16 protein-coding genes are annotated in these 20,989 nt (G+C 58.9%); 9 read left to right on the top strand and 7 right to left on the bottom strand.

Going from position 1 to position 20,989, the window contains the following annotated elements:
• Positions 1 to 84: 84 nt before the first annotated feature.
• The 6 genes from NQF86_RS08070 (at position 85) to NQF86_RS08045 (ending at position 8,006) form a co-directional block, all read left to right on the top strand.
• Positions 85 to 858 (top strand): phosphoadenylyl-sulfate reductase, encoded by a 774-nt coding sequence (locus tag NQF86_RS08070; RefSeq protein WP_266117131.1) that lies wholly within the window; start codon positions 85 to 87, stop codon positions 856 to 858.
• Between the two features lie 65 nt (positions 859 to 923).
• Complete coding sequence (gene cysD, locus NQF86_RS08065) at positions 924 to 1,718, top strand: sulfate adenylyltransferase subunit CysD (RefSeq protein ID WP_266117212.1); 795 nt, start codon at positions 924 to 926, stop codon at positions 1,716 to 1,718.
• Between the two features lie 14 nt (positions 1,719 to 1,732).
• Entirely contained in the window at positions 1,733 to 3,604 is a 1,872-nt protein-coding gene (gene cysC, locus NQF86_RS08060; RefSeq protein ID WP_266117130.1) for an adenylyl-sulfate kinase, read from the top strand.
• A gap of 159 nt (positions 3,605 to 3,763) precedes the next feature.
• The gene (locus tag NQF86_RS08055) at positions 3,764 to 4,528 is read left to right on the top strand and encodes a sulfite exporter TauE/SafE family protein (protein WP_266117129.1); all 765 of its coding nucleotides are present in this window, start codon (positions 3,764 to 3,766) and stop codon (positions 4,526 to 4,528) included.
• Between the two features lie 124 nt (positions 4,529 to 4,652).
• On the top strand, positions 4,653 to 6,905 hold the full coding sequence (locus NQF86_RS08050; protein ID WP_266117128.1) for a TonB-dependent receptor: 2,253 nt from the start codon (positions 4,653 to 4,655) through the stop codon (positions 6,903 to 6,905).
• Between the two features lie 123 nt (positions 6,906 to 7,028).
• The gene (locus NQF86_RS08045) at positions 7,029 to 8,006 is read left to right on the top strand and encodes a DMT family transporter (protein ID WP_266117127.1); all 978 of its coding nucleotides are present in this window, start codon (positions 7,029 to 7,031) and stop codon (positions 8,004 to 8,006) included.
• A 34-nt stretch (positions 8,007 to 8,040) separates the two neighbouring features.
• Here the strand turns inward: NQF86_RS08045 and NQF86_RS08040 are convergent, their stop codons facing one another.
• The 4 genes from NQF86_RS08040 to NQF86_RS08025 all read right to left on the bottom strand — a co-directional run bounded on the left by NQF86_RS08040 (position 8,041) and on the right by NQF86_RS08025 (position 12,673).
• Positions 8,041 to 9,564 carry a replicative DNA helicase gene (locus NQF86_RS08040; RefSeq protein WP_266117126.1) on the bottom strand — a complete coding sequence of 508 codons (1,524 nt, stop codon included), beginning with the start codon at positions 9,562 to 9,564 and terminating at the stop codon, positions 8,041 to 8,043.
• 117 nt (positions 9,565 to 9,681) lie between these two features.
• On the bottom strand, positions 9,682 to 11,019 hold the full coding sequence (locus NQF86_RS08035; protein ID WP_266117125.1) for a bifunctional folylpolyglutamate synthase/dihydrofolate synthase: 1,338 nt from the start codon (positions 11,017 to 11,019) through the stop codon (positions 9,682 to 9,684).
• A gap of 96 nt (positions 11,020 to 11,115) precedes the next feature.
• On the bottom strand, positions 11,116 to 12,000 hold the full coding sequence (gene accD, locus NQF86_RS08030; RefSeq protein ID WP_266117211.1) for an acetyl-CoA carboxylase, carboxyltransferase subunit beta: 885 nt from the start codon (positions 11,998 to 12,000) through the stop codon (positions 11,116 to 11,118).
• A gap of 211 nt (positions 12,001 to 12,211) precedes the next feature.
• Entirely contained in the window at positions 12,212 to 12,673 is a 462-nt protein-coding gene (locus NQF86_RS08025; protein ID WP_266117124.1) for an Lrp/AsnC family transcriptional regulator, read from the bottom strand.
• A 191-nt stretch (positions 12,674 to 12,864) separates the two neighbouring features.
• Here NQF86_RS08025 and NQF86_RS08020 point away from each other — a divergent pair, with 191 nt between their 5' ends.
• Positions 12,865 to 14,556 carry an alpha-keto acid decarboxylase family protein gene (locus NQF86_RS08020; protein ID WP_266117123.1) on the top strand — a complete coding sequence of 564 codons (1,692 nt, stop codon included), beginning with the start codon at positions 12,865 to 12,867 and terminating at the stop codon, positions 14,554 to 14,556.
• Between the two features lie 8 nt (positions 14,557 to 14,564).
• Entirely contained in the window at positions 14,565 to 15,764 is a 1,200-nt protein-coding gene (locus NQF86_RS08015) for an amino acid aminotransferase (RefSeq protein ID WP_266117122.1), read from the top strand.
• A 44-nt stretch (positions 15,765 to 15,808) separates the two neighbouring features.
• Here the strand turns inward: NQF86_RS08015 and NQF86_RS08010 are convergent, their stop codons facing one another.
• Complete coding sequence (locus tag NQF86_RS08010) at positions 15,809 to 18,283, bottom strand: heavy metal translocating P-type ATPase (RefSeq protein WP_266117121.1); 2,475 nt, start codon at positions 18,281 to 18,283, stop codon at positions 15,809 to 15,811.
• 301 nt (positions 18,284 to 18,584) lie between these two features.
• Between NQF86_RS08010 and NQF86_RS08005 the strand changes: the two genes are divergently transcribed.
• Complete coding sequence (locus NQF86_RS08005; RefSeq protein ID WP_266117120.1) at positions 18,585 to 18,830, top strand: hypothetical protein; 246 nt, start codon at positions 18,585 to 18,587, stop codon at positions 18,828 to 18,830.
• Positions 18,831 to 18,914: 84 nt separating this feature from the next.
• Here the strand turns inward: NQF86_RS08005 and trpA are convergent, their stop codons facing one another.
• Together trpA and trpB are read right to left on the bottom strand one after the other, a co-directional pair.
• Positions 18,915 to 19,730 carry a tryptophan synthase subunit alpha gene (gene trpA / locus NQF86_RS08000; protein WP_266117119.1) on the bottom strand — a complete coding sequence of 272 codons (816 nt, stop codon included), beginning with the start codon at positions 19,728 to 19,730 and terminating at the stop codon, positions 18,915 to 18,917.
• A gap of 11 nt (positions 19,731 to 19,741) precedes the next feature.
• The gene (trpB, locus tag NQF86_RS07995) at positions 19,742 to 20,974 is read right to left on the bottom strand and encodes a tryptophan synthase subunit beta (RefSeq protein ID WP_266117118.1); all 1,233 of its coding nucleotides are present in this window, start codon (positions 20,972 to 20,974) and stop codon (positions 19,742 to 19,744) included.
• Between the last annotated feature and the right edge of the window lie 15 nt (positions 20,975 to 20,989).

Below are 20,989 nucleotides of genomic sequence, written 5' to 3'. Positions count from 1 at the left end.
TGATTTTTCAAAAATCAACATTGAAGCCAGTTAAATATGTAATTACTTTCCCCATCATCGTATTTTGCCGCAGGAGCAGATCACATGGCGATATCGGACGCTGAGTTCCAGGCCCTGCCCCAGCAGGGAGACATAGCTGCCTCGGAGGAGGAAACAGGCCGTGTACTGTCTTCCGTGTTGGCCCGGTTTCCGGGGCGTGTGGCGGTGATCTCATCTTTCGGAGCGGAATCAGCCGTGCTGCTGGCGCAGGTGGCGGCACAGGACAAAGCCGTGCCTGTCTTTTTTCTCGATACGGAGCGGCATTTTCCTGAAACATTGGCTTATCGGGATGAGCTGACCCGTCATCTGGGTTTGAAGGATGTGCGTACCCTGCGGCCCGCCCGTGCCGAGGTAGAGTACCGGGACCCGGAAGGCCAGCTTGTGGCGTTCGACCCGGATGCCTGCTGTGCCCTGAGGAAGGTGGAGCCGCTGGAAGTGGTGCTACCAGAGTTCGACATCTGGGTGACAGGGCGCAAGCGGATGCAGGCAGCCACCCGGGCGGCTCTGCCCGTGGCGGAACGGCAGGAGGATGGCAGTGTGAAGCTGAATCCTCTGGCAGGCTGGAGTGAGGCGCAGATTGCCCGTTTCATGGAAGAAAAGTCCCTGCCACCTCATCCGCTGGTGGCGCAGGGCTATCGTTCCATTGGCTGTGAGCCCTGCACACGGCCCGTTGGTGAAGGCGAGGATAGTCGGGCTGGACGCTGGGCCGGGTTGGCAAAGACGGAATGTGGCCTGCACCGCCCCGTTACAGCACCACCCGATGCCAATGTCGAAGAAGTTTCAGCCGCTGCCCTGATTGCAGAGCGGCCTGCACGATGACACTGGGCCAGATGGCTCATCAGGAGAGAAAGGGAGCAGTCATGGCTCTGGAAGAAGCACGTACCATGGATGGTCTGGACCAGCTTGAGGCCCAGAGTATCTTTATTCTGCGGGAAGCCTATCGCAAGCTGAAACCCATGGCCTTGCTCTGGTCACTGGGCAAGGACAGCAATGTGATGGTCTGGCTGGCTCGCAAGGCCTTCATGGGGCATGTGCCTTTTCCTGTCATGCATGTGGATACGGGCAAGAAGTTTCCGGAGATGTATGATTTCCGGGATGAATACACGAAGAAGTGGAATCTGGACCTCGTCCTTGGGGACTGTCCCCCGGTCGAGGAGATGGACCCCTCCCTGCCACCGGCGGCCCGTTCTGCTGCTCGTAAGACGGTCGGGCTGGCAAACCTGATTGATAAACACAAATTCCGGGGCGTTGTGGCCGGTATCCGGCGTGACGAGCAGGCCACCCGTGCCAAGGAGCGCGTCTTCAGTCCCCGTGGGGCGAGCCATCAGTGGGATGTCCGCAACCAGCCGCCGGAATTCTGGGATCAGTACGCCACGCCTTACGAGGATGGTATGCATGTGCGTGTCCACCCGCTGCTGGCATGGCGGGAGCTGGACATCTGGCGGTATATCGAGCGTGAGAATATTCCGCTCGTGGACCTCTATTTTGCGAAGGATGGCAAACGGTACCGCTCGCTGGGCGATCAGGACATCACCAGCCCGATCGAGAGCAATGCTTCCACCGTGGCCGAAGTGATTGCCGAACTTGAGACGAGCCGCACCTCCGAGCGTGCAGGCCGTGCCATGGACCATGAATCAGAAGATGCGTTCGAGCGTCTTCGTGTTGCCGGTTATCTGTGAGGGGACCTATTTCGATGACACAGACTCATTCACCATCATCGCAGGTCCGTCACGGCGTCAGCACGCCGATTGTGATTGTGGGCCATGTGGATCACGGTAAATCCACCCTGATCGGCCGTCTGCTTTATGATACGGATAGCCTGCCGGATGGCCGCCTTGTCCAGATCGTGGAAAGCAGCCGGAAGCGTGGTCTGGCCGTGGAGTGGAGCTTCCTGCTTGATTCCCTCCAGATCGAGCGGGATCAGGGTGTGACGGTGGATTCCACCCGTATCCCCTTCCAGCTGAATGGCCGGGATTTCGTGATTGTGGACGCACCGGGGCACCGTCAGTTCCTGCGCAACATGATTACCGGGGCTGCTGATGCCGAGGCCGCCGTGCTGGTGGTGGACGCCGCCGAGGGTGTGCGGGAGCAGACCCGCCGTCATGCCATGTTGCTGCGGCTTATTGGCATCAATCATGTGATTGTCCTGCTGAACAAGGCCGACAGCATCGGGTTTGACGAAGCAAAGCTGAAGCAGGTGGAAGGTGACATCCGTCAGCTGCTGGCCCGGCTGGAGATCAACGTCAATCAGGTTATTCCGGCTTCAGCACGGGATGGCGACAACATTGCCACACGCTCTGAAAAGGCTGACTGGTATAAGGGGCCGACCCTGCTGGAGGCTCTGTCTCTCATTCAGCCGCCGGCATCTCGTCATGCGCTGCCGTTCCGTATGCCGGTGCAGGATGTGTACCGTTTTGAGGGTATCCGCTATGTGGCAGGCCGCATTGAGCGTGGCACGGTGCGGGAAGGTGACCGTCTGGTGATTGGCGGGCAGGGGCAGGAAGCCACCGTGGCCGAAGTCTGCCGCTGGCACGCTCCGCATCACCCTGTAGCCGGAGCTGGTGAATCCATCGCCCTGCGGCTGGAGCCTGATCTGGTGCCGGATCGTGGTGATCTGCTGTTCCCTGCCGGGGATGAGGCGGCAGCTCCGCAGAAGGCGGCACGCCTGAAAACACGGCTGTTCTGGCTGCGTGGTGAGCCGCTGCGTGTGGGTGAGAGCTTCCGCCTGCGTCTTGCCACAGCGGAATATGATGTCACCGTGGCGGCCATTGATGCCGTGGTGGACCTTGATGATCTCAGCCTGAGCCCGGCGGATGAGGTGCCCCCGGATGGCTTTGCCGAGATTACCCTTGCCGTGGCCCGCAACATTCTGTTCGATCCCTTCGCACCGGGTATGCCGGATGGCCGTGGTGTGCTGGTGGACCGTCACCAGAAGATTGTCGGTGGTGCTCCGCTTATTGGTCCGGCGGCTCTGTCTGAAGGCAGCCATGCCATCCATCCGACAGCCAGCGGCGTGAGTGATGCCGTCCGGGCTGGCCTGCGGGGGCATGGCCGGGCCGTGTTCTGGATGACGGGTCTGCCCGGTGCTGGCAAAAGCACCATTGCCCGCTATGCCGAGGAGGCCCTCAGCCGTGAAGGGCTGCATGTCACCGTGCTGGATGGCGATACGGTCCGTTCCGGCCTGTGCAGCGACCTCGGTTTCTCCCCGGAAGACCGGCGGGAGAATATCCGCCGTGTGGCCCATGTGGCTCGTATTCTGGCGGATGCTGGCCAGATCGTTCTGGTCGCTCTGGTGTCCCCGCTTGTCAGGGACCGTGCAATGGCCAAGACGATCATCGGAGAAGACTGGCATGAGGTGTTCGTGGATACGGCTCCGGAGCTGTGTCGCAGCCGTGACCCGAAGGGACTGTACGCTCAGGCGGAAGAAGGCCGGATTGCCGAGTTCACCGGCGTGTCCTCTGCCTATGAGCCGCCGGAACAGCCGGATGTTATCGTCCCCGGTGATGGTGACGTGGCCCGGAGTGTCCGTCATCTGACGGACGCCGTGCATAAGGCCGTACGCTGACAGTCCGCTCTGTCGGGTCTTCCTATCTAAGGTGAGATCCGGCGGGCATTAGTTTCTGAAAGAGAATGGAACAGGAACCCGGTTTTTCCAGCAGGAAAATGCCGGAGGGGGAGCTTTGTTTGAAAAAAGCTCTGCCCGTTCCGGGAGAAGGATAAGGTGATGGGGCATCTGGCTTATGTCATCTCCGGCGCACTGGTCGGGTTTCTGGTAGGGATGACAGGCGTGGGCGGCGGGTCGCTCATGACGCCGCTGCTCATTCTGCTCTGTGGGATTCACCCCAAGGCTGCCGTGGGAACGGATTTGATCTATGCCGCTGTGACGAAGCTGTTCGGCACGGTTCTTCATCGCAAATATGGGCCGGTGCACTGGTCCATCGTGTTGTGGATGATGGCAGGCAGCCTCCCCGGTGTAGCGGTGGCCCTGCTCTGGTTGCGCCATCTGGGGTCCCCGCAGGAAATGGCTCATGTCATCCGCCTGTCGCTGGGTATCTGCCTGCTGGTGACAGCTCCGGCTATCCTGTTCCGTCCGACACTCAAGGAATGGGTGTTACGGCATCAGTTGGGTGGGCCGGTGAGATCACGGGTTCTGACGGTCGTGCTGGGGTTCGTGCTGGGCTGCATGGTCAGCCTGTCCTCTGTTGGGGCCGGGGCGATTGGTATGGCCGTGCTGGTAATGCTCTATCCGACCCTCCCTCTGCGGGAACTTGTGGCCATAGACATCGCCCATGCCATTCCTCTGACCCTGATTGCCGGTGCAGGCCATTGGGTGGAAGGCGATGTCATGGTGCCGACCTTGCTGCTTCTGCTCAGCGGGTCGCTGCCGGGTATCTGGCTGGGAACCCATTGTGTCGGGCGGTGTCCCGAACGTTGGCAGAGGCTCATTCTGGGTAGTTTATTGTTGTTGATTGGCGTGAAGATGATCTGAAAAAGGCCGGGTTTCTGACCCGGCTTTTTTTATGGCGGCTGGAGAAAGCTGCTTCTCAAATGTTATATTATAACATAACATACGTAGCGTATCATAACAGCACGCATAAGGGACAAAGATCAGCATGGCGGTGAAGGGGCGGGGTGGGGCTGTTTATGTGCTTCTGGCGGTGGTGTCTGGCGGGCTGTTTCAGACAGCACAGGCCGATGATGGAACGGAAAGCCAGAAAAAGCCGGTTATCTCCACAGGGGAGCAGAATGGGACATCCGGGGATGAGTCTGTTCACCATGAGAGCCGCAAAGAGGAGCACATCCATGTCACGGCCCGGCGGCTGGATCAGGCCCGTGCGGCTCTACAGCCTGCCATTGGTGCCACGCAGACAAACTTTTCCCGCAAGGCCATCGAGGCCAATCCCGGCGCTGATAATGCTTCGCTGAACAGCATCCTGTTACAGGCCCCCGGCGTAACGCAGGACAGTTACGGGCAGATTCACATCCGGGGGGATCATAATAACGTCCAGTTCCGGCTGGATGGTGTGGCACTGCCGGAAGGGGTGAACGTGTTCGGGCAGGCCCTGATGACCCGCTTTGCCCACTCCATGAGCCTGACAACAGGTGTCCTGCCCGCAGAATATGGGTTCCGGCAGGCCGGGGTGATCGACATCCAGACCAAGAACGGCGTGTCTGATGAAGGTGGAACAGTTTCCGGTTATGGCGGTGTGCGGGATTATGTGCAGCCTTCCATCCAGTATGGTGGGCATTGGGGGAAGTGGGATGGGTTCATCACGGTGGATGTCATTCATAACCGGGTAGGCATCGAGAATACGACATCCAGTTACAATGCCATTCATGACCTTTCCAATCAGTATCATGTGCTGGGGCATGTGCGGTACACGTTGCGGCCAGAGACACGCTTCAGCCTGACGGCGGGTGTGTCTAATGCGTGGTATCAGTTGCCCAACAATCCGGGCCAGCAGCATCAGTTCGCCACGCCGCTTTTCAAAGCAGATAACCGGCCCGTGCAGGAAGATGCACCCGATAGTGCCCATCTGGATGAGCATCAGCAGCAGATTACGGATTTCGCCATTCTCTCATGGCAGGAAGATCACGAGAAAATCAGTGCCCAGACATCCGCCATTCTGCGTTACAGCTCCATGCGCTACTCGCCCGACTGGCTGGGCGATCTCGTCTATAATGGAATTGCCCAACAGGCGGCCCGGTCGGTCTTTTCCAGCGGTGTGCAGAGTGACGTGACATGGCGTGTCAGTCGGGCGCATACCGTGCGGGGTGGTGTGCAGGCTTATGGCGAGCGGGCCGTGAGCAAGAGTAATTCACAGGTTTATCCGGTGGATGAGGAAGGGAACATCACCCTTCAGCCCATGACGGTTCATGATTCATCCGGCAAGACGGGGGCGTTGTACGGGGTCTATCTTCAGGATGAGTGGCATCTGACCCGTTCTCTCGTCCTTAATGGCGGAGTGCGGTTTGATGGTGTGGAAGAATATGTCCATGCCCATCAGCTCAGCCCCCGTGTGTCGCTGGTCTGGACACCGTGGCATGGCGGGCGGTTTCATGTGGGGTATGCCCGTTACCTGACACCGCCACCTTTCGAGACGATCGGTACGACATCGCTGAGCCGTTTTGCAGATACTTCCGCAGCTCCGGCCAATTATCAGAATGACCGTGTGAAAGCGGAACGGGACAGTTATTATGATATTGGCTTCATGCAGCAGATCACCCGGCACTGGCATGTCGGGCTGGATGCCTATTGGAAGCAGGCAAAGAACCTGATTGATGAAGGGCAGTTCGGGGCCCCTGTTATTCTGACGGCCTATAATTATCGCCGGGGCCGTGTCCGTGGTGTGGAGCTGACGACTGATTACAGTACAGGGCCGTTGACCCTTTATGGTAATCTGGCCGTCTCAAGAGCCATGGGGAAAGACATTAATTCGGCACAGTGGAATTTTGATACGGATGACCTTCAATATATGCGGAATCATTGGGTGCATCTGGATCACGATCAGCTGATAACGGCTTCTGCTGGCGGGTCTTATGCGTTTTTTCACAGAACCAATCATCCCCTTCAGCTATCCGGCACCATGATTTACGGCAGCGGCCTGCGGAAGGATAAGGAGACAGGCAGTGAGACTATCCCCAATGGGACGCATGTGCCGCAATATGTCACCTTCAATCTGGGGCTGGTGCAGACATTGAAGAAAATGGCATGGCTGGGGGGGCATAACATGCAGCTCCGGCTGGATGTCATCAATCTGTTCGACCGGCGTTATATGTTGCGAGACGGCAGTGGTATCGGGGTTGGGGCCCCGCAATATGGGCTGCGCCGCAGCGTGATGGGGGGTATCTCCCTCTCCCTGTGAGGGCAGGCTTTCATCACAAGCCTGCCATTCTGTAGAGATGGGATTGAACGGTTTCTTTTTGCCAGGTTACCCCTTACCCTTGAGGCAGCGCAGTAACGGCAAAGCATCGGGGACCGGGATTACATGAGGAAGATACTGTTTACATCGGGCATTGTGCTGGCCCTCATAGGATATGCGTTTTTTTCCATCAGTGACGCCTGTTCCAAGGGGTTGGCCGGTCGGCTGGACCCTTTTGAGGTCGCTTTCTTCGGGGGCGTATTCGGGTTGCTGATCGTGCCGCTATTGAAGCGGCCAAATGAATCCTACAAGATTCTGGTTGTCTCCAGTCATCCGTGGCTCTGGCTTGTGCGGGCAGCGGCGGTGTTTGTGGCCACGGCGGGCAGTGTGGAGGCTTTCATGCTTCTGCCCATGCCGGAAGCTCTTTCACTGATGTTCCTGATGCCGTTTTTTGTCACCATCGTGTCCGTGCTGTTCCTCAAGGAGCAGGTGACGGGTTGGGCATGGCTGTCGGTTCTGATGGGCTTTGCTGGTGTGATGATCGTCCTTCGCCCCGGCGTGAAGGCCCTTCAGTTTGGCCATGTCTGTGCCATTGTGGTGGCGATGGCGTCTGCCGTGAGTGTGATTGCCTATCGTTTTGCAGGTAAGGAAACCTCCCGTCTGACTCTGTATGGGTCCAGCCTGTTCGGGCCGTTGGTCGGGGATGGTATTTTGATGGCGCAGCATTTTGTCATGCCGCATGGGCTGAATGACTGGCTGCTGCTGTTCGGTTATGGCTTTCTGGCAGCGGCGGGACAGCTTCTGCTCATGCTGGCAGCTTCCATTGCTCCGGCGAACCGTGTGGCCTTGCCGCAATATAGCCAGATGGTTTGGATCGTGGCCTTCAGCTACTTCATCTTTAACCAGCCCGTGGATATGTGGGATGGGATTGGGATTGCCGTTGTTACCCTTTCCGGGATGCTGAACTGGCTGCGGCAGAAGATCCGCTTTGAGAAGATGCTGCATCGTGGCTGGTGGTGGCGGCGCAAGCCCACACCGGAGGTCATCGCTGCCACACCTGCCGCTGTCATCACCCCACCGCTAGAGGATAAACCTCACGAGTGAGGGGGTAAGGGGGCTGCGGCCCCCATGATGATGGTTACTCGTGGAAGGTATCCAGATCGCCAAAGCGAGTGAACTCACCTTCAAAGTAGAGATGAACAGTGCCGGTTGGCCCGTGACGCTGTTTCTCCAGAATCAGCTCGGCCTTGTTATGGACGAGGGACATTTTCCGCTGCCATTCCTCAAGGGCGATCTGATACTTGTCCGGGCTGGGGAAGGAGGCTTCCTTGGGTTTGCGCTGTTGCAGGTAATATTCGTCACGATAGACGAACATGACGGCATCAGCATCCTGCTCGATGGAGCCGGATTCACGTAGGTCGGAGAGCATCGGGCGTTTGTCGTCACGGGATTCCACCTGACGGGAAAGCTGAGAAAGCGCAATGACGGGCACTTCCAGCTCTTTGGCGATGGCCTTGAGCCCCTGCGTAATCATCGAGATTTCCAGCACACGGCTGTCGGGTCTTGTCCCCACGGCGGGACGCATGAGCTGGAGATAGTCCACCACCACAAGGCTTAGCCCCTGCGTGCGGGCCAGACGGCGGCAGCGTGTCCGCATGGCAGAGAGGGAAATGGCAGGCGTGTCGTCAATATGCAGCGGCAGGCGTTGCAGCTCCGTGGCGACACGGACAAAGCGGTCAAACTCCTTGGGCCCGACATCGCCCCGGCGGATGCGTTCACCAGAGACTTCAGCCTGTTCGGAGAGGATACGGGTGGCGAGCTGTTCGGCGGACATTTCCAGCGAGAAAATGGCCACACTGCCACGGGGTTTACTATCGCCTTTTTCCTCCGCTTCCCTCATTAGGGACTGGGCGGCGGAGAAAGCGATTTTCGTGGCGAGGGCTGTCTTACCCATGGCGGGACGGCCAGCAAGGATCAGTAGGTCGGAAGGGTGTAACCCGCCGGTTTTCTTGTCGAAGTCCCGCAGGCCGGAGGTCAGGCCGACAATATCCCCTGTGTGCTGATAGGCCTGATCGGCAATGTCGAGAGCCTTTTTCAGAGCCTTGGAGAAAACAAGGAAGCCGCCTTCCTGCCCCTTGTCTGTAGCCAGATTGAACAGGGCTTCTTCCGAGGCGGAAATCTGGTCTGGCCCGTCCAGATCAGGGCGGGCACCATGAGCGTTATTGACGATATCTGTGCCGATGCCGATGAGCTGGCGGCGGACCCAGCAGTCATGAATGACCTGCCCGTAATCACGGGCATTGACGATCCCCACCATGGCATTGAGCAGCTTGGCGATATACTCAGCACCCCCGGCAGCGCTTATGATGGGGCTCGCCTCGAAATCGCTCTGCATGGTGATGATGTCGATGGTGCCTTTGCCCCCATTCCGCTCAATACGTCTGGTGATGAGCTCATAGATGTGGGCATTAACGGCATCGGCGAAATGGGACGCATGAAGGAAGTCCGATACGCTTTCATACGCCTTGTTATTGGTCAGGATCGCCCCCAGCAGAGCCTGTTCGGCCTGTAGATTGGCCGGAGGGGTACGCTGGAGAAGGTCCTGCAAGGGGCTGCTGTCCGTTTTGCTGGCTGGCGGAGTGGGAGTCGTCTGGTCGCTCATGATGGTGTGTTCTTACTCCGTTATGGGGACAGTGCCTGTAGGGGCAGGAGGCGCAGGCGGGCCTCAGCCGGGCATGGTGGCCCGGCTTTTATGGTCATCATATGGCCTGAAGGCAGATCAGCGGGGTGTGGCGCCATCCAGAGCCAGAGCGCAGCCTGCCAGATAGAGACTGCCGCAGATCAGCACCCGGGCCGGTGCGGGATTGTCTCCGGCTTCCTCACGCAGGCGCTTCAGGGCGGTACGAATGTCCGGCCCGGGGTGGGCCGTGCCACCTGCCGCCTTTGCGGCATCCAGAATGGTCTGAACTGGCATGGCCAGATGCTGCCCGTCTTCGGCCACGGCCTGTATGGAGGTGGCATGAGGGATCAGTGGGCGGAGGAAGCCCTGTACGTCCTTGCTATCCTTCAGCCCGACAATGAGATGCAGAGGGCGGTCCTGCCACGTTGTGAGGACATCAGCCAGAGCGGTGCCCGCACCGGGATTATGGCCGCCATCAAGGATCAGCTCCCAGTCGGAGGGCATGTCATGTGTCAGTGTGCCATGCAGGGGTTGGAGGCGGGCAGGCCAGTAGGTGTTACCAATACCGGCAAAGGCCGTGTCTGGCAGGTTCAGTCCGGCATGGCGGAGGGCTGCCACGGCGAGGGCAGAGTTCTGCGCCTGATGGGGGCCATGCAGGGCCGGGGCAGGCAGGGTCAGGCTGCCGGTCTCGTCCTGATAGCGGAGGCCATCACCCTGCGGGGCAATGGTGAATTCGTGTCCCAGTCGGTAGAGGGGGGCTTTATGGGCATCGGCAATGTCCCGGATGGCCGCCATGACATGCTCAGGCTGGGGGGCCACGAAAACCGGCACGCCCTGCTTGATGATGCCCGCTTTTTCCCGGGCAATGCCTGCCAGATCGTCCCCCAGAAAGCCCTGATGATCCAGACTGATGGAGGTGATGACGCAGGCTCGTGCGGTGGGAATCACGTTGGTGGCATCAAACCGCCCCCCAAGCCCGACCTCCAGAACCAGAAGATCGGCCGGAACACGGGAAAAGAGCAGGAAACCGGCGGCTGTCAGGACTTCGAAAACAGTGATGGGGGCCCCATCATTGACCTGCTCGATTTCTTCCAATGTGGCGACAAGCTGGTCCTCACTGACGAGCTGACCGGCCAGCCGGAAGCGTTCCGTCACGCTCAGCAGGTGCGGGCTGGTCATGACATGGACCTTCAGGCCTGCTGCTTCCCCGATGGCCCGCAGATTGGCGCAGGTGCTCCCTTTGCCGTTGGTGCCCGCCACATGGATGGTTGGGGGAAGGGAGCGTTCCGGGTGGCCGAGGCGGGCCAGCAGGATTTCCAGCCGGTCCAGCGAGAGGTCAATCAGCTTGGGGTGCAGTTCCTGCAAACGGCGCACCACCTCACCCGTCCGCCCGTGGAATTCACCCTGCGGGGTACTGGTCTGCTGGCCTGTTGCCATGATCGTGTAATCCGGTTGTCTCAGAAGGGGGGAAACTGGATGAGCCTATCCGCCCTGCCTGCCGCCGGGGTGGCAGCAACAGGGCGGGGACAGGACTCAGGATGCGGCACTATCTGACGGAGCCGCAGCCTTGTCGGCAGCAGGGGTCAGCATGCCGATGAGCCGCCCGAGCAGGGCGGGGAGTTCGTCACGGGTGGCGATGAGGTCCACCATGCCGTGTTCTTTCAGATATTCAGAGCGCTGGAAACCTTCAGGCAGTTCTTCACGCACTGTATCACGGATGACACGAGGGCCAGCGAAGGCGATCAGGGCATTGGGCTCGGCGATGTGGATGTCGCCCAGCATGGCGAAGGAGGCCGATACGCCGCCTGTTGTCGGGTTGGTAAGGACGACCAGATAGGGCAGGCCTGCCTCACGCAGCATTTCCACGCCGATGGTCGTGCGGGGCATCTGCATCAGGCTGACGACACCTTCCTGCATACGAGCGCCGCCGGAAGCCGTGAAGATGATGAGCGGGGCTTTCTGGAGAATGGCCAGACGACAGGCGGCCAGAAAGGCTTCCCCAAGGGCGCTGCCCATTGTCCCGGCCATGAACTCGAACGCCATGACAGCTACAACAGCTTCTTTCCCGCCAATCTTGCCATGAGCGACAAGCAGGGAGTCCTCAAGGCTGGATTTGGAGCGGGCTGCTTTCAGCCGGTCCGTATAGCGCTTGGAATCCCGGAAATGCAGCGGGTCTGCGGGCACGGCAGGGAGCTCGATGGTGGTATAGTGCCCTTCATCAAAGGTCCATTTCATGCGCTCATGGGCTGAGGCCTTCATATGGTGCCCGCAATGGGGGCAGACCTTCTTTTTGCGGGTCAGCTCTTTGGTGAGCATCATCTGCGAGCAGGATTCACAGTTGGTCCAGAGATTATCTGGCACATCCCTCTGTAGCAGGCTCCGCAATTTGGGACGGACATGTTCGGTCAGCCAGCTCATGGTGTTCTGTTCACTCTCCAGCAGTGGTGCATCATCAGGTGGTCCCATGCCTGCCAGTCTGTCGTGCAGGATCAGGGAGCCTCCGCAGAGGAGGGCACCGTGGCACTGACCGGAAGGGGTATCACAGGTGGGGGGACTTTATCCGGGCTTGCTGGAAGATGCCAGCTTTCTCTTTTGCAGAAGGGCGAGTTCGTGGCGGTGCGGCCGTTTTTCAGGGCATGAATGGCGGTAAAGGGCTGTCTGTCTTCAGGGGGCGCAGGGCAATGTAGGATTTAACATGGCCGATTGTATCATGTGCCAGTAATCGGTCTGTAACGAAGGCGGAGAGGCTGGGCAGGTCTTTCGTCACGACTTTGAGGATATAATCGGCATCGCCGCTGACGGCATGAGCCTCCTGAATGATGGGGATGCTGTTTATGAGAGCCTGAAAGCGCTCGAACGCCCCGGCAGCATGATCTTTTATGATGATCTGCACGAAGGCCATCACGCTCAGCCCCATGGCCTGCGTGTCCAGCGTGACACCATAGCCCCGGATGATTCCAGCCTTCTCCAGCATGAGGCGGCGGCGGGAACATTGAGACGGGGAGAGACCAATGGTATCGCCCAGTTCCCGGTTGGTCAGCCGTCCGTTGCGGTGCAGGGCGGCAAGAAGTTTCCAGTCAAGATGATCCATAAAACGCACATCCATGCATGATCCGTGCAGAGTATGGGATGATCTATACTCTATTTGCACACAGGGCGCATGAGAAACACGGTATGATCAGATATTAAAAGGAGCTTTCTGCGGTATGGGGTTTCTATCCTCCTGCCCCAGACTGGATAATCCGGTCCGTGCCGCCTTTCTGAGGCTTTCAGGAGTTGACCATGCGTATGCAGATTGGGGCCTATCTGGCCCGCCGCCTTTCTGAGGCAGGAATCAGCCATCTTTTCGGTGTTCCGGGGGATTTCAACCTGTCCTTTCTGGAGCAGGTGGAGGCTGATCCGTCCCTGACCTTCATCGGGAACTGTAACGAGCTGAATGCCGCTTATGCGGCAGATGGTTATGCCCGTACGTCTGGCCTGTGTGGCCTGCTGACGACCTTTGGCGTGGGTGATCTCGGGGCGATCAGTGGTATTGCCGGGGCCTATGCCGAGCGTGTGCCCTTTGTGCATATTACGGGGATTCCGCCGCTGCATGCAGTGGAGGGGCGTGCCTTGTTGCATCATACGCTTGGCGATGGTGGCTATGGCAATATCGGGCGGTGCATGGCGGAATATACGGTTGCTCAGGCACGTCTGACGCCAGAAAATGCTGTGTTCGAGATTGACCGTGTTCTTCAGGCCTGCTGGCGGGAACGGCGGCCCGTTCATCTTCAGCTCCCCTCTGACATCACCCATCTGAGCATTGAAGTGCCTGATGCACCGTTTGTCTTTGCAGACCCGCAGGGTGATGCCGAACAGGTAGCGCTGGCGGCCAGTCATATTGCCACACGTTTGGCGGCGGCCCGGTCTCCGGTCATGATTCTCGATTCTGATGCCGATCGCTTTGGCGTTGCTGGGGCGATTGCTGAACTGGCCGAGCGCTGTGCCATTCCTTGTCTGGCTGCGGCTCCAGCCAAGGCGGTGTTGGATGAGACAGCCCCCTATTATCTGGGCGGATATGTCGGTGGGGCCAGTCGCCCGGATATCAGGGAGCTGGTCAGTCAGTCTGATTGTGTGATCGGTATTGGCCTGCGTTTTACGGAGATCAATACGGGCTTCTTCACGCATGATATTCAGCCCGATTCGTTCATCAATCTTCTGGCTTATGAGGTCAGTCTGGCGGGGCGCTCCATTCCGGCGGCCCCTGTCGGAGCGGTGTTGAAGGCCCTTCTGGCGCAGGTGAAGCCATCCTCCCGTACGTTGCCGTCCCGTCCGGCTGTGTCCGCACCGTCCCTGCCCGGTGAGGCTGGGGACCGTCTCACTCATGATATGCTCTGGCCCCGTGTGGCCCGCTTCCTGAAGGAAGGGGATGTTGTGATTGGTGAGGCTGGGACGAGTAATACGGCTCTGTTGGGCACGCCTTTCCCCAAGAACACACATTACATTTCCCAGCCGATCTGGGGGGCAATCGGGTATACGTTGCCCGCCCTGTTCGGGTCTCAGTGTGGCAGCCCGGAGAGACGCCATGTGCTTTTCATCGGGGATGGGTCTTTTCAGCTGACCGTGCAGGAGCTCTCCACCATTCTGCGCCATAATCAGAAGCCCATCATGTTCCTGCTCAATAACCGGGGCTATACGATCGAACGTCTGATTCTGGGGGAACGCTCCCAGTATAATGACATTGCCAATTGGCGCTATGCGGACCTGCCCCGTGCGTTTGACCGTGATGATAAGGCTCTGTCTCTTGTGGTGGAAACGGTCAGCGAACTGGAAGACGCCCTGAAGCAGGCGGAAACAGTCGACCGTGCCGTATTTATTGAGGTGCTTCTGCCGGAGATGGATGCTCCGGAAGCTTTGAAGAAGTTCGGCATGGTCGTGGCGGACTATGATTACGGCCCGCAGGGCCCACGCAATGGCAGCATGAAGAAAGGATGATGATGCCCATGTTCCAGTCTGTTGAGCTGTCTCCGGGGGATCCGATCCTTTCTCTGGTGGAAGATTTCAAGCGGGATGATCGGGCGAAGAAGGTCAATCTCAGCATCGGGTTGTATTATGATGAAGCAGGTCATGTGCCGCAGCTTGCCTGCATCCGTAAGGCTTATGAGACGCTGGCAGGCCAGCAGGATAGACCCGACCTGTACCTGCCGATGGAAGGTCTGGCCTCCTACAGGCAGGCTGTCCAGCATCTGCTTTTTGGCCGTGGCAGCGAACCCGTGCAGTCAGGCCGTATTGCCACGGTGCAGAGCCTTGGCGGGTCTGGTGCGCTGAAGATTGGGGCTGATTTCCTGCACCGTTATTTTCCGCAGGCTGAATTGTGGGTCAGTAATCCGACATGGGAAAATCATATTTCCATCTTTTCCGGGGCTGGTTTCAAGACGCACAGCTATCCGTATTTCGACCCGGCAACGGGCGGTGTGGATTTTGAGGCCATGATGGCCTGTCTCCGTCAGATTCCGGAAGGTCATGTCGTGCTTCTGCATCCGTGCTGTCACAACCCGACAGGTGCTGACCTGACGAACAGGCAGTGGGATGAACTGGTGGCAGTCCTGAAAGAGCGGAAACTGATCCCGTTTCTGGACCTTGCCTATCAGGGGCTGGGCAGCGGGCTGGAAGATGATGTCTATGCTGTCCGTGCCCTTGTGGATGCGGGAATGGAGTTTCTGCTCAGCAACTCTTTCTCTAAGATTTTCTCCCTGTATGGAGACCGGATCGGGGCATTGTCGGTTGTGTGCCGGGACAGGGACACGGCGGAACGTGTGCTGAGCCAGCTCAAAGTGACGGTGCGGCGGAATTATTCCAGCCCGCCCGTTCGTGGAGCGCAGCTTGTGAATGCTGTTCTGGGGGATCAGGGTCTATCCCAGCTCTGGCGGGAAGAAGTGGCGGCCATGGGTGCCCGCATCCGGGTGATGCGTAAAACGCTGCATGAGCAGCTTTCGGCCCGTCTTCCGGGGCAGGATTTCCGCTATCTGCTGAAGCAGCGTGGCATGTTCAGCATGATGAAGCTGTCTCCCGCTCAGGTGGATCGTTTGAGGGAGGAGCATGGCGTTTATGTGCTGCGTAGTGGCCGTGTCTGTATGGCAGGGCTGAATGAGCGCAATCTGCCGCCCGTTGTAGAGGCTCTGGCCGCCGTGCTGGCAGACTGACGGGCTTGTTTTGTCTGGGGAGGGGCTATCTCCCCAGATGTTTTTCAGCCATTCCCGGCAGGGGTATCTGCCTGCCCGACAGGGCGGAAACGTAGAAGCCGCAAGGTGTTGCACAGCACGAAAATGCTGGAGAAGGCCATGGCCCCGGCCGCAAGGGCGGGCGACAGGAGCGTACCGGTAAAGGGATAGAGAAGTCCGGCGGCTACGGGCAGCAGCACGATATTATAGGCGAAGGCCCAGAAAAGATTTTCCCGGATGATGGTCAGCGTTGCCCGTGAGAGGGTAATGGCATTAGGCACGCTCATCAGGTTCTCGCCTGTCAGGACAAGGTCGGCTGCTTCTATGGCAATATCCGTACCGTGGCTGATGGCCAGCCCCGTATCGGCCTGTGCGAGTGCCGGGGCATCGTTGATGCCATCCCCTATGAAGGCCACGGAACCATGAATCTTCTGTAGGTCCTTGATGGCATTGCCTTTCTCCTGCGGCATGACCTGAGCGATGACGTCCTCTATGCCTGTCAGATGGGCGATGTGCTGGGCTGTGGCCTCAATATCGCCGGTAATCATGGCTGTCCGGATATTTCTGAGCTTCAGGGCTGTGATGGCTTTTACGGCGGAAGGGCGAACGGGGTCGGTAATGGCCATGAGGGCAACCAGTTTTCCATCATGAACCATATAGAGCGGGGAGGCACCTTTTTGGCTGAGGGAATCGGCAATACGGTTTGCCTCTGCGTTATAGACGCCAAGCGTCTTCATGTAGGCACGGCTGCCGATATGCAGGCTCTTGCCATGTTCGTCCTGCGCTTCGATGCCTCGTCCTGCGATCGTGCGGGCATGGCCGACCGTGGCGGGGGGCAGACTCCGCTCCTCGGCCGCTCTGACGATGGCGAGGGCCATTGGATGATCTGACTGACGTTCCACGGCGGCAGCGAGGGCCAGAAGGTGATTCTCAGTCGCCCTGACGGGTATTTCTGGCGTTGTTTTGTCCAGAAGATAGATGTCTGTCAGGCGTGGTTGTCCGCATGTCAGTGTGCCGGTCTTGTCAAACGCTACAAGACGGGCGCTTCCCAGTGTCTGGAGCGCTTCCCCCTTGCGGAACAGAATCCCCATTTCCGCCGCTTTGCCCGTACCGACCATGATGGCCGTAGGGGTAGCGAGGCCCATGGCGCAGGGGCAGGCGGCAATCAGCACGGCGATGGTGTTGGCAACGGCGTAACCCAGCGCAGGCTGTGGCCCCAGCACCAGCCAGAGGCAGAAGGTCAGTGCAGCGAGCAGGATGATGGCCGGGACAAACCAGAGCGTTACCTTATCCACAAGGGACTGGATGGGCAGTTTTCCCGCCTGTGCTTGCGCTACCATGCTGATGATACGGGCAAGCATGGTGTCGGCTCCGGTAGCCGTGGCACGAACAGTGAGAGCGCCTTCCTGATTAACAGTCCCGCCGATAATCATGTCACCCGACCGGCGCAGGGTGGGCATGGGTTCTCCCGTCAGCAGGGATTCGTCCAGATGGCTTTCTCCCTCCAGAATCACACCATCCAGCGGCACCCGCTCACCGGGGCGGATGAGGAGGAGATCGTCTGGCTGTATCTGTGCAATTGGCACGTCACGGCATTGGCCATCGGTAAGGAGATGGGCTTCCTGCGGCTGGAGGCGTGTCAGCTTCTCAAGAGCAGCGGAGGTGCGGCCTTTTGCACGGGCTTCCAGAAACCGCCCCAGAAGCACCAGTGTGATGATGCTCAGAACGGACTCGAAATAGAGATGCTGCGTCCCTTCCGGCATGAGGGAGGGGAAGAAGACGACAAGGCTGGAATAGAGATAGGCGGCCCCAGTCCCCAATGAGACAAGGGAGTTCATGTTGGGGTGGCGGCGCAGCAGGGCTGGAATGCCCGCTTTGTAGAAACGCCGCCCCGGCCCCAGCAAGGCGATGCTGGCCAGTGCCCATTGCAGTATGGCATGCAGATGAGTGGGGATGAGGGCAGGCCCGTGTTCCATGGCCATGATGATGAGCCAGAGAATGAAGGAAAAGAGGAGGTCCCGTTTCAGGTTACGGAGTTCCTGCACCATCCGGGTCTGATGTTCCTGAATGGCGTCCCGTTCGTTATTTTGCTCTATGGCATCTGCTTCAAATCCGGTCTGCCGTACGGCGTGGATGAGTGTCTGGGCAGGTGCTGTACCCGTGATCCGGGCTATGCCGGTTGTCAGGTTGACATGGGCTGTCCTGACGCCCGGAAGATCCTTCAGGGTCTTTTCGACCCGTACTGAGCAGGCAGCGCAGCTCATCCCGCCGATTTTTAGCTGGATGGGGGGAGTTGGAACGCTGTAGCCTGCCTGTTCCACGGCAATGATGAGGGCCTCATGCGTGGCTGTGCCTGTGATTTGTGCTGTGCCGGTTGCCAGATTGACACGGGCTGTCCGGACTCCTGGAACGTCCTGTAAGGCTTTTTCCACCCTCATGGAGCAGGCAGCGCAGCTCATCCCTTCAATGGGGAGAGTCAGGAAGGGTGGCGTGGCAGTCATGAACGGCGTCCCTTGGTGTGATGGAGGCTGCGATGAGACTGGCCAGAGGGCCAGTGCAAGCAGGGGAACAGTATCTAGATAGAATGAACCCGATGCAAAAGGGTTCCTATGGCATCATGATGGCTGACATATGCAGAAAAGGAGACTCTCCCATGAAAGGAAAGTGCTCATCGGCTGGAATATCAGTGCTATGTTTACCGGCAGTCAGTATTTTTCTGACGGAAACGTAAGATTTAACCTGTTGAAATGGTCGCTATCCGGTGTGATGGTGGAGGAAACAGGTTTCAGGGAGGATAACCTCATGGCAGACGCTATCAATGTCGATGAACTCAAAGCCAAGGCTGAGCAGGTCATCAATCCGGACGAGCTGAAGGCTAAGGCAGATAAATATGCCAAGCAGGCTCAGGAAACTGTCAACTCCCTCGGTAAAGAGCTGAAAGAGCCCAAGAGCCGCTGTCAGTGTGTTGGTCACACGCTGCTGTGGGGTGGTGTGATCGTGGCCGCTCTGGCTGGCCTCTGCGCCATTGGCCGCTGGCTGAAATCCTGATCCTTCAGGACACATCCTGCGAAAGATGCAATCAGGGAAGCCCCCGGTCAGAAGGCCGGGGGTTTTTCTTTGTGCTGTCTGTTCTTAGCCCCGCACGGCCTTGGCCAGAGAGCGGATTTTATCCAGTGCTGTGGGGAGGCTTTTGGCGGTGGCGTGGCCGTGTTCATCATAGGTGGCGGCCATGTCCTTGATGATGGCGGACGCCACCACCGCCCCGTCACTGATGCGGGAGGCAATGCGGGCCTGTTCCGGTGTGCTGATGCCAAAACCGGCCACGACAGGGAGGTCTGTTGCAGCCTTCAGGCGGGTCATGGCGGCTTTTAGCTGATCTTCCGTAGCGCTGCGTGTGCCGGTGATGCCCGTGATGCTTACATAATAGACGAAGCCGCTGGCATCCTTGAGGATGGCTTTCAGCCGGTCATCCGGTGTGGTGGGTGCGGTCAGGGTAATCATGTCCAGCCCTTCCGCTCTGGCATAGGGGGCCAGCTCCTCGGATTCCTCAGGCGGCAGGTCCACTACGATCAGCCCGTCCACATCGGCGGCACGGGCATCCTTGCAGAAGCGCTCCACACCGTAACGGTCAATCGGGTTGTAGTAGCCCATCAGGATGATGGGTGTGTGGTCATTCTCTTTCCGGAATTCATGGATGAGGTCCAGAACGCCCTTCAGTGTAGCTCCGGCCTTCAGGCCCCGCTGGGCGGCGAGCTGGATGGTCGGGCCATCGGCAGAGGGGTCGGAGAAAGGCACACCGACTTCAATGAGATCGGCCCCGGCCTCGGGCATCTGGCGCAGCAGGGCCAGAGAGGTTTCCCGGTCCGGGTCGAAAGCCTCCAGATAGGGAAGCAGGGCACCACGCCCCTCTTTTTTCAGGCGGTCGAAACAGGCTTTGATGCGGCTCATGGTGGCTCTCCTTACAGTTTCACGCCCAGATGGGCCGCAACGGTGGGGACATCTTTGTCCCCCCGGCCAGACAGATTGACGATGATGGTCTGGTCTTTTTTCATGGTCGGGGCCATCACGATGGCATGGGCCACGGCATGGGCACTTTCCAGTGCCGGGATGATGCCCTCCAGCCTTGTGAGGGTCTGGAATGCCTCAAGGGCCTGCTGGTCCGTGGCGCTGACATAGTTTACCCGGCCAATGTCGTTGAGCCATGAATGTTCCGGCCCGATACCGGGATAATCCAGCCCGGCACTGATGGAATGGGCTTCCGTGATCTGCCCGTGGTCATCCTGAAGCAGATAGGTGCGGTTGCCATGTAGGACGCCGGGCTTGCCACGAGCGATGGAGGCGGCTGTCTTGCCACTATCCAGTCCCAGACCAGCGGCTTCCACGCCGTAAAGCGGGACATCGGCATCATCAAGGAAGGGATGGAAGATACCCATGGCGTTGGACCCGCCCCCAATGGCGGCAATGACGGCATCCGGCAGGCGGCCTGTCTGTTCCTGTATTTGCTCACGGGCTTCCGTCCCGATGATGGACTGGAAGTCTCTCACCATGGCCGGGTAAGGGTGCGGCCCGGCAACCGTGCCGACAAGGAAGTAGGTGTTCTCCACATTGGCTACCCAGTCCCGCATGGCCTCATTCATGGCATCTTTCAGTGTGCCAGCCCCCGCCGTGACGGGATGTACCTTGGCCCCCAGCAGATGCATGCGGAAGACATTGGGCTTCTGTCGCTCCACATCGGTGGCCCCCATGTAGATTTCACATTCCAGCCCGAAAAGGGCGCAGACGGTGGCGGTGGCTACGCCATGCTGTCCGGCCCCGGTCTCGGCCACAATGCGGGTCTTGCCCATGCGGCGGGCCAGAAGAATCTGTCCCATCACGTTGTTCAGCTTGTGGGAGCCTGTATGATTCAGCTCCTCCCGTTTGAGGTAAATCTGCGCCCCACCGAGTGTTTCGCTCAGTCTTTTTGCGTGCCAGAGGGGGCTGGGGCGCCCCACATAATGGCGGAGGTAATAATCCAGCTCCTCCTGAAACTGCGGGTCAGTTTTGGCGTGGTTGTAGGCTTTTTCCAGTTCCAGCATCAGGGGCATGAGGGTTTCGGCCACGAAACGGCCCCCGTGAATTCCGAAATGACCCCGTTCATCCGGCCCGGTGCGGAGGGAATTGAGCTGGCTGGTGATGGATGTATCTGCTGGCATGATGTGTGTCTTTAC

This window comes from Bombella pluederhausensis (assembly GCF_026385525.1).
In the GTDB taxonomy this organism is placed as follows: domain Bacteria; phylum Pseudomonadota; class Alphaproteobacteria; order Acetobacterales; family Acetobacteraceae; genus Bombella; species Bombella pluederhausensis.
The sequence above is the reverse complement of the archived record's forward strand: the minus strand, read 5'-3'. Positions and strand labels throughout refer to the sequence as shown.